The sequence below is a fragment of the Salibacterium qingdaonense genome, from assembly GCF_900114715.1.
Lineage (GTDB): Bacteria > Bacillota > Bacilli > Bacillales > Marinococcaceae > Salibacterium > Salibacterium qingdaonense.
Genome location: NZ_FOTY01000027.1, coordinates 19,416 through 31,644, shown reverse-complemented (window position 1 = coordinate 31,644; position 12,229 = coordinate 19,416). Strand labels below are relative to the sequence as shown.

The window sequence follows — 12,229 nt, the reverse complement described above, 5'->3', positions numbered from 1 at the left end:
TAAAGAAAATCTTCAATCCAGGGATCCGTCATATCTTCATCCAATGGACACTTCAACCCCCGTTTTTCCGCAAGTCGTATGACTTCCGTCACCTTTTGCCGGGAGTGACGAGTTATAGCGGATATGCTTCGTAAACTCCTTTCTTCTTCGCCATGTAATTCCAGTATTCGACGATAAGGGAACATAAAAAACCTCCTGTATTCCTAATGTCATGCCGTAAGGCATGCCCACTAAGTATACAGGAGGCAGTGGAATGGTAAAGACAAATGCAGAGAGTGGTAAAATACGCTGCATTCGTTGGTAAAAAAGATTGCATTGGTGGTACAAATCAAATGCCGTACTCATCGTTCAAACCGGTCCCGGTGAATCCACGTTATACGATAAAAATTTCTGTGCGCGTCACCATAACGTTCTGGACCAGATTATCCTGCATTCGAAAATAAAAAAGACATTCCGCAGAAGAAATGCCTTTAATCTTCAATCAAATCGTGCAGCGGCACGGTCAGTTCATGGTCGGGATCCCCAAGCGAATAGATCCTTGCTGTATTATCTTCATCATGAACACGCTGAATATAGACCGGCGTTCCGTCGTAAGTGACGCCTGCCATAACAGGTGATTCCGAAATTTCCTTTGCACGTAATATATCCATTGCAGGCCCTCCTTTGTTCTTTCTGTCGTTAGGATAAGCAGGCCTGGACCATTTATGCGGCGGAGGGATTATTTTTGCTGGAAAAGATACAGAATAGTAAACGTTGGCGGTATTTTATGTAGAGACTTCCGGCAGGACGTATTCCATCGGGGACACTATGCCGCCATATTGACTATTTAGTGTTCTCTCCCCTCTCCTCCCACCGGCTTCCAATAGTTTCTTCTATAACAGTGCATTCATCGAGAAAGAAAGTGACATAATAACAAATGCGAAAATACTGTGGAATAATCTTGACTTTTTTGTTTCAGATAAGAATTTCATGTGGGTGATGTGGCAGAAGTTGCTATGTTTCTTACTGGTATGGTCAGTTATTCTCTTCACAACAGGAATATGATCGAAACTTTTAACACAGATTTTAGCAAGTTTTATTCTTATACATGAGGGAAAAATACTATATGCTTCTTAAGAAAGGTGGAGAAACATATGAAAATGAAAGCTGCCGTCACACCAGCCGAAAGTGCTCCGTTTGAAATTGAAGAAGTAGAACTTCAGGAACCGCAGACAAACGAAGTATTAATAAAAGTTGTCGCTTCGGGTGTCTGCCATACCGATGCTGTAGCGCGGGACCAGGAAGCTCCCACTCCTCTGCCCGCCGTTCTGGGTCATGAAGGCTCAGGGATTATTGAAAAAGTCGGACCCGGGGTGAAGTCAGTGGAGGAAGGAGACCATGTTGTTCTTTCTTATGTATCCTGCGGTCAATGTGAAAACTGCTTACAGGGCAACATTGCTTACTGTGAACGAATGACCCCATTGAACTTCGGCGGTAAGATGCTGGATGGTTCACAGCGACTGTCAAAAGACGGAGAGCATTTATCCTCCTTTTTTGGCCAATCCTCGTTTGGCATGTATGCCGTCGCAAATGAGCGCAACGTTGTAAAAGTTGACAAAGATATTGATTTGGCTGTTCTTGGACCGCTGGGCTGCGGGATTCAAACAGGAAGCGGAACCGTGATGAACAAATTAAAACCTCAATTCGGTGAAACAATCGCTGTCTACGGATGCGGTGCTGTAGGTTTAAGTGCCATCATGGGTGCCCGGTTAACCGGTGTTTCTAAAATTATGGCCGTGGATGTGCATGACAGCAGACTGGAACTGGCCAAAGAACTTGGAGCCACCCACACCTTTAATGGAAGTGAAGTAGACGTTGTCGAGGAAATTAATAAAGAAACAGACGGCGGCACTCATTATGCTGTAGAAACAACAGGCGCAGCTAAAGTAACAAGGCAGTCACTGCAGGCTCTGCGTCCTATGGGCACTTCCGCAGTAGTGGGAATGACACAGGATATGAGTTTTAATGTATTTGATGACGTGATGGCCGAAGGAAAATCGCTGTCCGGAGCTATAGAAGGAGAATCCATACCTCAAATATTTATTCCCCGGCTGATTGATTTTTATAAAAAAGGGAAATTCCCTTTCGACCGATTAGTGAAATATTACAATTTAGAAGACATCAATCAAGCTTTTGATGATTCAGCAAATGGATCAACCGTTAAACCGATCGTAAAAATGGATCATGCCTAATCGAAGCCGGTCATACGCCGGGTCAAAGGGGCTTCCTGCATCAGGACAGCCCCTTTTTCTGTTCGTTCGAGCAAATGCATGTTCACGATGTAAAGGGAATCTTTCGAAAGGGACACTACGAATGAAAAAAGCGGCATAGTGTTCTCCGAATCCATGCCCGTGGGCACTATACGGCTGAAGGGCTGTGTTAGTGGTTCCCGTTTTCTGCGGGTGGAAACTATTCATAGATAATAGAATGATAGTGTACCCAAAACTCACGCTGGAAAACACTAAGCCACCATATCAATCACTTAGTGTCCACTCCCTTTCCAGCGCCACAAAAAGATGGAAACCCGGCCGGCTTCCATCCTCTGCCCTATTAAGACTGTCCGATTCTTTCTACCACACGCTGGATGCGGCCACCGTCCATTTCGTACACCTTTCACGCCCTGTTTATCCAGTCCGTTCGTCGGTTCATCCAAAACGACGACGCTCGGCTTCTCCATAATGGCCTGCGCAATCCCAAGGCGCTGCTTCATGCCTAACGAATACTTCTTCTGCTGAGTTTCGATTTATTGCTTTGATATTATTATCATAATATGGTACAGTTAGAGCATAATAAAAGGCAGGGACAGCGGAAACTGCCCCTGCCTCTTGAACGATGCAGACGGCCCTTCAAAGAGGGCAACAATTTCAGTAGGTTATGAAAACCCCATCCTTTTTAGAGTTGCCTCTCTAATGTAAGGATGGGGTTTTACTTTCTGCCTGAGATCATGATAAGCAATACCGTCAAGAGTATCATGATGACCTCAAAAAACAAAAATGGCCCACTCTTCATGAGAAATCCCGATGGATATAGCTAGAGTATTGATTATGCAGCCTCAGCGTTTCCTGAAAAAACTTATTCGGACCGGGGATGTGAGGTTTGGTTTAAAAGGATCACGCTGATTATACCGGCCAGGAATGGTAGCGAGGACATGATGATGATTTGACTGTTCAGCGTCCCCTCTAAAGAATGAAAAATGGCAAATATGGAACCACTCACCAATCCAACCATTGCTGCATACGTTGCCGCCGGATAATTCGCGAGAAGGTAACGGATGAGTTTACTTATAAACAAAACGCCGGCTACCATCCCGGAACCGATGGCAGCTATAATTGGCAGGTTCAGCGTCATCAGTGCCTATCATCTGTCCTATATAAAAGTCACCGGTCCTCACATAACTAATCACAAATCCGCCTCCGAAAACGATTAGCAGATTAATCGAGAACAGTAGTAAACCTGCGTTCTTCTGCATCTTTGCCCCCTCTTTCTATTTATCCTGCTCTTATTTTACAACCCATAAATTCACATTTCTACCATCTTCATATGTATACTAAGGGACACTGCGATGGAAAAACAGTGGCTTAGTGTCCTTCCATCCTGCATCAGTGGATACTATGCCGCGGGAATCCGGCGCCATTGGTTCCTCTTTTTCACCGGTGGATACTAATCGCAGTAAACAGAGGGATGTGTCCACAACCTGCCCTTGCATGGACACTAACACATGAACTCATTAACTTAGTGTCCCCTTATTCTCCCCCATCCCCGCAACGCAAAAAAAGATGGAACCCCGCTCGCAGGATTCCATCCATCAGCATCTTATTTCTGCACCGGCGCGCTGTTCATGACTTCCACCAGTCGTTTCATGCCTTCTTCAATCAACTCCGGTTCGGCGTTGGTGAAGTTGAGGCGCATCGTGTTCTGGGCGGGCTGGTTTACGTAGAACGGGGCGCCGGGTACGAAGGCAACGCCGTTGTCGACCGCGTCGTCGAGGAGCGCTTTCGTGTTCACGTATTCCGGCATGGAAACCCAGAAGAACATGCCGCCTTTTGGTTCGTGGTAGCGGATGTCGATGTCATCGGCGCGATCGAAAATGTCTTTCATGACGTGCATCCGTTCTTTATACGTGCGCTGCAGCGTGCGGATGTGGGCGTCGAGATCAAAGTCCTCGAGCAGCTTCACGAGCGCGTGCTGGGTAAGCGAGTTCGTGTGCAGGTCGGTCGCCTGCTTCGCCTGGGCCATCATCCGGATGATCTGATACGGCCCCGTGATCCAGCCGGTGCGCATAGCGGGCACGACGGTTTTCGAGAAGGTGCTCGTGTAGACGACGTATTTGTTTTCATCGAGGGAAGCGAGTGGCGCCACGGTTTCTGCTTCATCGAACTTGATGTCGCCGTACGGATCATCTTCGAATACGATCGTATGGTACTTTTCCGCGAGCCGGAGCAGTTCTTTTCTCCGCTCGAGCGACCAGACTTTGCCGTCGGGGTTGGAGTACGTCGGAACGATGTAGATACACTTCGGCTTCAGCTGCTGGATTTTTGTTTCGAGATCCTCTTTTGTCATGCCGTCGTTGTCTGCGTCCACCGGTACGATGTTCACTTCATAGGACTGAAACACCTGAATCGCGGCGAGGTATGTTGGATTTTCAGTGAGCACGATGTCGCCGGGATTGAACATAACGCGCGCGAACAGATCGATCGCCTGCTGCGAGCCGGAGGTGATGAGCACGTTTTCCGGCATGCGGTGGATTCCCTTGTCCGCCATGCGTTCCGTCAGTTTTGACCGGAGTGCCGGCACACCCTCCGTTTCGCCGTACTGGAGTGCTTTGGCATCGGTGTCGAGCGCTTTGTTGAACGCCTCCCTCACTTCTTCGACCGGGAACAGATTCTCATCCGGCAGGCCGCCGGCAAACGAAATGACGTCGCCGCGGTTCACGACCTTTAAGATATCGCGCACCGCCGAAGACTGCATATGGTTAACCCGTTTTGCAAAACCGTATTTCATGAGCGTTAGCCCCTTTATCGTGGATTATTACGCCTACTTATTATAACACAGCGGCGCGTAGAATCCGATACGAAGACTGAATGTTCAGCCATCCGGATGCAGGATGACTTTGCTGAACGGTTCTTCCTGGTTGATGATGTTTTCAAAAACGGCGGGGCCTTCCTCAAGCGGCAGGCGGTGCGAGATGACCGGTTCCATTTCGAGGGTTCCATCTGCAAGAGCCGCGGCGGTTGCGCTCCATTCACGGCCGGGAAACGGGGCGGATACGGCGTTCCATCCGCCGAGGACACGGAGTTCGTTGCGTACAATGCGTTCAAAGTAGTAGCGTTCAAACGTGATATCATTATACGGAATGCCCATGTAGATGACGTCGCCGCCTTTTTTCGGCAGGGCGAGCACCTGAACGGAGGTGACCGGGGATCCGGCGGATTCAACGGCGGCGTCCACTCCCTCTCCGTTGTATGCAAGCAGCGCTTCTTCCACGTTCTGCTCTTTTGGATTCAGGCAGACGTCGGCGCCGAGGCGGGCGGCGCGTTCGAGCTTGGACGGATCGATATCGATCGCATAGACGTTATCTGCGCCGAATTGTTTGGCCCACTGGATGCTGAGCAGCCCAATATTGCCGCAGCCAAGCACAGCAGTTGCTGCGCCCGGCTCCAAAGCCGAGCGGTACAAGGCGTGCAGGGCGACCGCGGACGGCTCCATCAGCGCTGCCGCGTCCATCGTTACGCCTTCCGGTACCGGCACAACGTTGGCGGCGGGTAGTTTCGTCTGTTCGGCAAAAGCGCCCGGCCGGAAAGCGCCGAGCACCGTGAGTGCCTGACAGCGGGCCGGGTTTCCTTTTTCGCATTCCCGGCACGTCCCGCACGGAAAGGCGGGGCATCCGGCCACCCGGTCCCCCGGCTTCACGTGGGTGACACCTGTTCCGACTGCAAGCACCGTGCCTGCGAATTCATGGCCGAACGTCATGCCCTTCACATACGGGCCGAGCTTGGCATACCGGGACAAATCCGACCCGCAGATGCCGGCGGCCGCCACCTGTATCACGACGTCATCCGGCGCGGTCACTTCCGGCAGCGGCACGTCTTCCATCCGGAGATCCTTCTTCCCGTGCAGCGTCAGCGCCTTCATCATCATGACGACGATTCCTCTGTGTTCCCGCGGCCGAACCGGCGCCGGAAGATACCGATGGATGCCGCTGCCACGAGAATGGTATTAATCCACGTCTGGTTCGCCGTATACATATCAAGTACCGGATTCAACGGACCGAGCATCGTTTCCACCATCGATTGAATCATGTATTATCCCCTCTTTCTTCCATATTGACAGGCGTCAAGGACACTTTAATGCCTCCGCCGTTTTTAATCGCGTCGTACGCTTCGTCCCACTGCGTGATATCGAATTCGTGGGTAATCAGAGCCTTCGTATCAACGGTTCCGCTTCGTATGAGTTCCAGGCTCGGTTCCCAGTCGGCCGCTTTCTGGCTGCGGGTGCCGGTCACCTGGATTTCTTTCTGGATGATGTCGCTTGCATTCAGCGAGACTTTCTCCTCCGGAAAAATACCGACCTGGACGTACTGTCCTTTTTTCGTCAAGAGATCCAGTCCCATATTGGCCGCCGGCGGAGCGCCGGTGCATTCGAAAACAAGATCGGCGCCGTATCCGGACGTGCGCTCCAAAACGATATCTTTCACATTCTCTGTTTCGATGTTGATCTGCTCATCGATGCCAAGTTCCTCCGCTTTGGCAAGCCTCGTCTTATCGTGGCTGAGACCGGTGATGATGACCGAAGCGCCTCCCGCCTGGAGCACCTGCGCGGTCAATAGGCCGATCGGGCCGGGGCCGAGAACGACCGCGGTGTCCCCTTTTCCTACCTCTGCTTTTTCTACCGCGTGATACGCACAGGCGAGCGGTTCGGTTAACGAGGCTGCTTCATAATCGACTTCCTCCGGCAGCACATGGATGCTTTCTTTACGCGCAATGACGTAATTCGTCCAGCCGCCATCCTGCTTGGAGCCGAGGCCGACGCGGCGGGGACAGAGGTTGTAGTCCCCGCTTTCACAGTACCGGCACTCCCCGCAGATGTCGTACGTTGTCTCGGTTGTCACCCGGTCTCCCGGTCGGCATTCGGTGACATTGCTTCCTATTTGCACGACAACTCCGGAAAATTCATGACCGAGAATAACCGGTGTTTTCACGTCATAATGCCCTTCGTAAGCATGCAGATCCGACCCGCAGACGCCGGCATATTTCACTTCGATTTTCACCTGGTCCGGTCCGGGAGCAGGTTCCGGTACGTCTTTGACGATGAGATGGCCGTACCCTTTTTGTTCTTTCACAAGCGCCTGCATCACGCGTTCCTCCTTTTTTCGTTAATTAAAGAGCGAGAAGAATTTGTAGATGACGTAGTTGATCATGTTGCCGCCCTGGTCGAGACTCGAAATCTGACTCGTTCCTTCCGGCATATCGAACTGGGCTGCTTCGCCCATCTGGGTATGAATCTGGGCGACGTCGGTTGCCATGTAGAGCGTGAGTGCGATCATGACGGTGCCGACAATGACGGAGTGAATGATGTTGCCCCGCGCGGCTCCGACGATAAAGGCGACGATGAATGGAATCGTGGCAAGGTCCCCGAACGGAAGTACATTGTTACCAGGCAGCACAATCGCAAGGGCCACCGTAATCGGAACGAGGATGAGTGCCGTCGCGATAACCGCCGGATGACCGATTGCTACCGCTGCGTCGAGACCGATGTAGATGTCTTTCGCGCCGAATTTACGCTGCAGCAGATCACGCGCCGACTGCGATATCGGCATGAGCCCTTCCATCAGAATCTTCACCATCCGCGGCATCAAGAGCATCACGGCAGCCATTGTAATACCGATGTTGAACACTTCCCCAAACGGATATCCTGCCAGAATGCCAAGCGCGATTCCGAGAAACAGGCCGATGAAAATCGATTCCCCGAAGACGCCGAAGCGTTTCTGGATCGTCTCCGGATCGGCGTGGAGCTTCTTGATGCCGGGGATCCGCTGCACCAGCCATACGAGCGGGATGCCAAGCGGAGCGTAAGAGGCCGTACTTCCGGTTGCCACCGATACGCCGGGCAGATCAAATTCGCGCTCGAGAATCGGTGCGGTCCAGTCCGCGATCTTCAGACACGCAATTTCAAACAGAATGGCCGCAATTAAGCCTTGAATAATGCTGCCGCTCATCACATAAACCATGCCTGCCATAAACGCGAAGTGCCAGAAGTTCCAGATATCGACGTTCATCGTTTTCGTTGTTTTTGTAACCAGCATGATAACGTTCACAAGAAGGGCCAGCGGAATAATAAACGCGGCAATCGGGATCCCCCAGGAAATCGTGGACGCCGCCGGCCAGCCGATGTCAATGACGTTCAGCTCGACCCCGAGCCTCTCCACCATCGCCTCTGCCGCAGGTCCGAGATTATCCACGAGCAGTCCGACGACAAGGTTAATACCGACAAACGCCACCCCGATCGTCAACCCGGAACGAAATGCCTTACCGGGCTTCTGTCCGAAGCCAATACCGATGATGAAAATAACCACAGGCAGTATAACCGTCGGACCGATATTCAAAAATGCCTGAAAACCATCTATAAGTCCCTGCACAATGTTTCCCCCTTGATAAATAAATAATTATTTATTCCATAATTAGTAATAAATGTATAAATAATAAATAAAAGTACACCCCTCCCGGACGCCGGCCGTTCCGGGAGGTTTTAGTTTTTTACTGCTTCAATGCATCCAGAATCTCCTGCTCTGTTTCTTCGGTTCCGATACCGGTTAAAAACGCGCGGGCGTTGATGACCGGAAATGGATAGTCTTTTTTCGTCACCGTTGTGGTAACCAATAAATCAGCGGAATCTTCGTATTGTGCTATTTCGGAAATTTTGCACTGGATGACTTCTGCTTCAATATCGTGGTTCTTGCACATATTTTCAATCGCATCGTTCACGACCGTTGACGTGGCAATACCTGTGCCGCACGCCACAAGCACTCTTTTTTTCATCTTGTTTCACCTCCTTGCCGGGATAGTGAGAGCGTGTCTATCAGCGCCTCTTTCCGCTTTGTTTTGTCTTTCGTATTTTTATAAAAAGACAGCTGTGTTTCGTCCTGAAAAATACTCATCAGCTGCTGCAGCATTGATAACTGCGAATGTTCGTCATCCATGGCGAGCATAAAAACCAGTTCCACCGGGACCGTCTCCTTTTCTTCGCCCATGATGCCAAACGCAACCGGTTCATCCAGCACGCCGATACTGATTGTTTTTTGACGGACGTGCTCTTTGCTCGTGTGGGGAATGGCCACAGCCGGCCCCTTCGTCGGCAGACCAGTGGGGTGTTCGTGCTCCCGGTCGATGACCGCCTGAATATAACTTTCTTCCACAAGTTCATGATCGTACAAATTGGCAGCCATCGTCCGCAGCACGTCGTCGGCGTCTGCGGCCTGCATGTTATCCAGTATTAAAGTTTCGTCGATGTGTAAATCACTCAAGGCCGGCACTCCTTCTGCTTGTAGTCTTAAAAGGCATATTTCTGCAGGATCGTTTGGATTTGATCGGTCGTTGCTGCATTCCTTAAATTTTCTATATCGCTTTGGTTCTGGGACAATTTCATAATCTGACGCAGCGCCTGCAGGTGGTCGTGTTTATCCATCGCGGCGATGACGAAAATGAATTGGGCCCGGTGCGTGTCATCAAACGACACGCTTTCTTCCAGTTTCAGCAGGCTCATTCCCATCTGCTGCACCCCGTTTTCCGGGCTGGCATGGGGGATGGCTACGTGGTTTCCGAGTATAAAATATGGATCGTCCTGTCCCTGCGCCAGCATCGCCTCCACGTATTCTTCGGTAATGCTTGCTTCTTCCACCAGCGGCCGGGCTGCCGCCTGCAGGGCACCGGTCCAGTCCGCCGCTTTAGGAAGGATGCGGATTCGTTCCGGGGTGACCATTTCATACAATTGGGGTTTACGCTGAACGGCTGGATCAGCATCCGCCGACCCGCTGTCCCGGTGCACGTATTTCTCAAGCTCCTGCTGCAGGGCATCTTCATCGGACACATGGGCGTGTTTGTGCACGATGTCCAGCATCGTTTCCACGCTTAAATGTTCCGGGGTATACCCGTGCAGCTCCGACATCACCTGCCGGCGCAGCCGTTTTTTCTCATCGGGGTCCAGCATCTTGCTTACGAGAAACAGCGTCGCCTTCGTTTGGACAAAGACCGGGGAAAACACGACGTCGTATTCCAGTTCATATTTCTGGAAATCCCGGACCGACAACGCGTCCAAAAAGACGAGTTCCGGAAATACATCGCGCAGCTCCCCGAACAGAAGTCTTGAAACCGAGACACCGTGCGGGCAGACGACGAGCGCTTTCGTCTTGCTGTGAATGCTGTCCCCCTGCCTGGTCAGCCAGCCGCCGATTAACATCGTAATGTACGTTGTTTCGTTGTCCGGCATCGGCTCTCCAATCAGCGTCTCAAGCGGTCCGGTCGACTGCTTCACCAAGTGATGCAGTTCCTGAAATTCTTCACTGATCCCAAGCTCCCATTCATTGATGTCGGTCAGCTTGTATTTCACCCGGTAATAGGCGGGTTTCACGTGAAGCATCAACCGGTGGAGCAGCTGCTCTTTATTATGCAGATGAATACAGGAATACGTTTCAAACAACCGCACCATGTCTTCAAGCGCTGTGAGAAGATCCGGAATAGCATCTTCTGTCAGATCCTGCGCCCAGTACACATTGGCAGTGAGCAGATGGAGCGTAATAAACAGGCGCTCCTCCACCGGCACTTCCGCCCGTCCTTCGAGAATTTTTTCTGTTGCTTTCCATTCTTTTGTGTCCATCACTTCTTCATAATGAATATAAAACGAATCTATACAGTGCCCCTGGCTTACTCTGCGCAGCAGAAGCGACAGCACGTAAGGCATGGATTCCATTTTCTCGTCAGTGAATTTCAGCTGCAGGCTGTGCTCGATGTCCTGAATCACCTCCTGAAAAAATGTGATCTCTTCTTCATGAAGCTCCGTCGTCTCAAGGAAGCGTCCCTTTGCCCCGGAATGCCCCATGATGCGGGCCACGGTGTGGAGCAGGACCTGACGGATGGCGAATTCCTTCCCTTCCAGTTCGTACCCGGTCCGCCTGGAATACGTGACGGTGACGTCGTAGGGTGCGAGCCGTTCCTGCACTTTTTTCAGATCATTCAACGCTGTGTTTTTGCTGACATCAAGCGCGCTCGTGAAATGTATGAGGGACAGCTCTTCCGGGCCGCCCAGGAGCAGAAGAAGCAGGATATCCTCCCTCTCTTTTTCTGAAAGAACGTTGTCTTCCTGCTGCTCTTTCGTTTCACCTCCGAAAAGCGTGGATGAAACAACCGGATCAATCAGGAACAGCCCCTGTCTCGTCCGCTCAATGCAGGGCAGATTTTTCGTTTTCAGCCAGCCGTTGATTTTGTCAAAACTGTATTTCAGCTGGCGCCGGTTCAGGTTGTACTTGACCTCAAGATCTTTGCTGTTCAGACCGGGATTAGCAGCCAGTTCATTCAGTAGATCACTGCTCCGCTGGTCAAGCTGCATCGTCTCCCCCCTTTCCATATGTTCATTCTATCATCGGAACAAGCTTTGATGTATACGCTTTCATCCCAGTCTCTTGCACGTTCGATTGTCACACACTGTGATGGTTTTATGCAGGGGGCGTCCTGATGCTGTTTGCATGCGGATCGATTGGGAAAATCCGGGAATCGAGGGAGAAATCCAGAGAATCGATCGAGAAAAAGAGAAAAAGCCCGGGAATCGATGCAGAAACGCACGGATTGATGCAGAAATCGCGGGAATCGAATCATAAAGGCGCAGCCGTTTCTCCCGGAATTCCTTTTCACCGGCCGGGGATTTCTGCAATCAATGCCTAGGATCCGCTAACGGTCATTTGTCTGCCTCGGACGCCGGGAATTGGTCCTTAGACAGCGTCAAGCGACTTATTCCAGTGGGGAGCGGCGGTGAAGTGGTCCCTGGAGCGTTCTAACGACCAATCCGGCTTTCGCTCCAGCATGCAATCGGTCGCCAGGACTGCTCTAACGACCTTCTTCCCCCTGACCAGCCAGAGGAATCGTCGTTAGCGCGTACATGCCCCAGGGGAAAAGCGTTGAATGGGTGTCCGGGGGAAGGGCGG

At 51.3% G+C, this 12,229-nt stretch carries 13 protein-coding genes and 2 pseudogenes; 3 read left to right on the top strand and 12 right to left on the bottom strand.

Going from position 1 to position 12,229, the window contains the following annotated elements:
- A pseudogene (locus tag BM058_RS18530) lies at positions 1-185 on the bottom strand (IS21 family transposase); the annotation flags it as partial.
- Between the two features lie 285 nt (positions 186-470).
- Positions 471-650 carry an H-type small acid-soluble spore protein gene (locus BM058_RS14980; RefSeq protein ID WP_090927960.1) on the bottom strand — a complete coding sequence of 60 codons (180 nt, stop codon included), beginning with the start codon at positions 648-650 and terminating at the stop codon, positions 471-473.
- A 483-nt stretch (positions 651-1,133) separates the two neighbouring features.
- Here BM058_RS14980 and BM058_RS14975 point away from each other — a divergent pair, with 483 nt between their 5' ends.
- On the top strand, positions 1,134-2,231 hold the full coding sequence (locus BM058_RS14975; protein ID WP_090927959.1) for an NAD(P)-dependent alcohol dehydrogenase: 1,098 nt from the start codon (positions 1,134-1,136) through the stop codon (positions 2,229-2,231).
- Positions 2,232-2,644: 413 nt separating this feature from the next.
- Here BM058_RS14975 and BM058_RS18920 read toward each other — a convergent pair.
- Positions 2,645-2,767: pseudogene (locus BM058_RS18920) on the bottom strand (ATP-binding cassette domain-containing protein); the annotation flags it as partial.
- Positions 2,768-3,111: 344 nt separating this feature from the next.
- Positions 3,112-3,345, bottom strand: a complete 234-nt coding sequence (locus BM058_RS14965; RefSeq protein WP_245737030.1) for an undecaprenyl phosphate translocase family protein — start codon at positions 3,343-3,345, stop codon at positions 3,112-3,114.
- On the opposite strand from BM058_RS14965, the gene BM058_RS18370 reads away from it, so the two are divergent.
- On the top strand, positions 3,311-3,466 hold the full coding sequence (locus tag BM058_RS18370) for a hypothetical protein (protein ID WP_177195579.1): 156 nt from the start codon (positions 3,311-3,313) through the stop codon (positions 3,464-3,466). The genes BM058_RS14965 and BM058_RS18370 overlap by 35 nt on opposite strands.
- 386 nt (positions 3,467-3,852) lie before the next feature.
- On the opposite strand, the gene BM058_RS14960 is transcribed toward BM058_RS18370, so the two are convergent.
- The 8 genes from BM058_RS14960 to BM058_RS14930 all read right to left on the bottom strand — a co-directional run bounded on the left by BM058_RS14960 (position 3,853) and on the right by BM058_RS14930 (position 11,637).
- Positions 3,853-5,040 (bottom strand): aminotransferase-like domain-containing protein, encoded by a 1,188-nt coding sequence (locus tag BM058_RS14960; protein ID WP_090927955.1) that lies wholly within the window; start codon positions 5,038-5,040, stop codon positions 3,853-3,855.
- A gap of 84 nt (positions 5,041-5,124) precedes the next feature.
- Positions 5,125-6,177, bottom strand: coding sequence for a galactitol-1-phosphate 5-dehydrogenase (locus BM058_RS14955; RefSeq protein ID WP_322787890.1), 1,053 nt, complete (start codon positions 6,175-6,177; stop codon positions 5,125-5,127).
- Positions 6,174-6,338 (bottom strand): hypothetical protein, encoded by a 165-nt coding sequence (locus BM058_RS18365; RefSeq protein ID WP_177195581.1) that lies wholly within the window; start codon positions 6,336-6,338, stop codon positions 6,174-6,176. Before BM058_RS18365 ends, BM058_RS14955 begins: the two co-directional genes overlap by 4 nt.
- Positions 6,335-7,390, bottom strand: coding sequence for a zinc-binding dehydrogenase (locus BM058_RS14950; RefSeq protein WP_090927953.1), 1,056 nt, complete (start codon positions 7,388-7,390; stop codon positions 6,335-6,337). The genes BM058_RS18365 and BM058_RS14950 overlap by 4 nt, the downstream gene beginning before the upstream one ends.
- Positions 7,391-7,411: 21 nt before the next feature.
- On the bottom strand, positions 7,412-8,674 hold the full coding sequence (locus BM058_RS14945; RefSeq protein ID WP_090927951.1) for a PTS galactitol transporter subunit IIC: 1,263 nt from the start codon (positions 8,672-8,674) through the stop codon (positions 7,412-7,414).
- Positions 8,675-8,792: 118 nt separating this feature from the next.
- Positions 8,793-9,074, bottom strand: coding sequence for a PTS sugar transporter subunit IIB (locus tag BM058_RS14940; protein WP_090927949.1), 282 nt, complete (start codon positions 9,072-9,074; stop codon positions 8,793-8,795).
- Positions 9,071-9,559: a PTS sugar transporter subunit IIA gene (locus BM058_RS14935; protein ID WP_090927947.1), complete on the bottom strand. Its 489-nt coding sequence runs from the start codon at positions 9,557-9,559 to the stop codon at positions 9,071-9,073. The genes BM058_RS14940 and BM058_RS14935 overlap by 4 nt, the downstream gene beginning before the upstream one ends.
- Before the next feature lie 26 nt (positions 9,560-9,585).
- The gene (locus BM058_RS14930) at positions 9,586-11,637 is read right to left on the bottom strand and encodes a BglG family transcription antiterminator (RefSeq protein ID WP_090927945.1); all 2,052 of its coding nucleotides are present in this window, start codon (positions 11,635-11,637) and stop codon (positions 9,586-9,588) included.
- A gap of 125 nt (positions 11,638-11,762) precedes the next feature.
- Here BM058_RS14930 and BM058_RS14925 point away from each other — a divergent pair, with 125 nt between their 5' ends.
- Positions 11,763-11,969 (top strand): hypothetical protein, encoded by a 207-nt coding sequence (locus BM058_RS14925; RefSeq protein ID WP_090927943.1) that lies wholly within the window; start codon positions 11,763-11,765, stop codon positions 11,967-11,969.
- Positions 11,970-12,229: the final 260 nt, after the last annotated feature.

Excerpts from the sequence above, each read along its gene's own strand:
- BM058_RS14955 (WP_322787890.1), bottom strand. The coding sequence starts at position 6,177 with ATGATGATGAAGGCGCTGACGCTGCACGGGAAGAAGGATCTCCGGATG.
- BM058_RS14940 (WP_090927949.1), bottom strand. The coding sequence starts at position 9,074 with ATGAAAAAAAGAGTGCTTGTGGCGTGCGGCACAGGTATTGCCACGTCA.
- BM058_RS14960 (WP_090927955.1), bottom strand. The coding sequence starts at position 5,040 with ATGAAATACGGTTTTGCAAAACGGGTTAACCATATGCAGTCTTCGGCG.
- BM058_RS18370 (WP_177195579.1), top strand. The coding sequence starts at position 3,311 with ATGAGTTTACTTATAAACAAAACGCCGGCTACCATCCCGGAACCGATG.
- BM058_RS14950 (WP_090927953.1), bottom strand. The coding sequence starts at position 7,390 with ATGCAGGCGCTTGTGAAAGAACAAAAAGGGTACGGCCATCTCATCGTC.
- BM058_RS14980 (WP_090927960.1), bottom strand. The coding sequence starts at position 650 with ATGGATATATTACGTGCAAAGGAAATTTCGGAATCACCTGTTATGGCA.
- BM058_RS18365 (WP_177195581.1), bottom strand. The coding sequence starts at position 6,338 with ATGATTCAATCGATGGTGGAAACGATGCTCGGTCCGTTGAATCCGGTA.
- BM058_RS14930 (WP_090927945.1), bottom strand. The coding sequence starts at position 11,637 with ATGCAGCTTGACCAGCGGAGCAGTGATCTACTGAATGAACTGGCTGCT.
- BM058_RS14975 (WP_090927959.1), top strand. The coding sequence starts at position 1,134 with ATGAAAATGAAAGCTGCCGTCACACCAGCCGAAAGTGCTCCGTTTGAA.
- BM058_RS14925 (WP_090927943.1), top strand. The coding sequence starts at position 11,763 with ATGCTGTTTGCATGCGGATCGATTGGGAAAATCCGGGAATCGAGGGAG.
- BM058_RS14965 (WP_245737030.1), bottom strand. The coding sequence starts at position 3,345 with ATGGTAGCCGGCGTTTTGTTTATAAGTAAACTCATCCGTTACCTTCTC.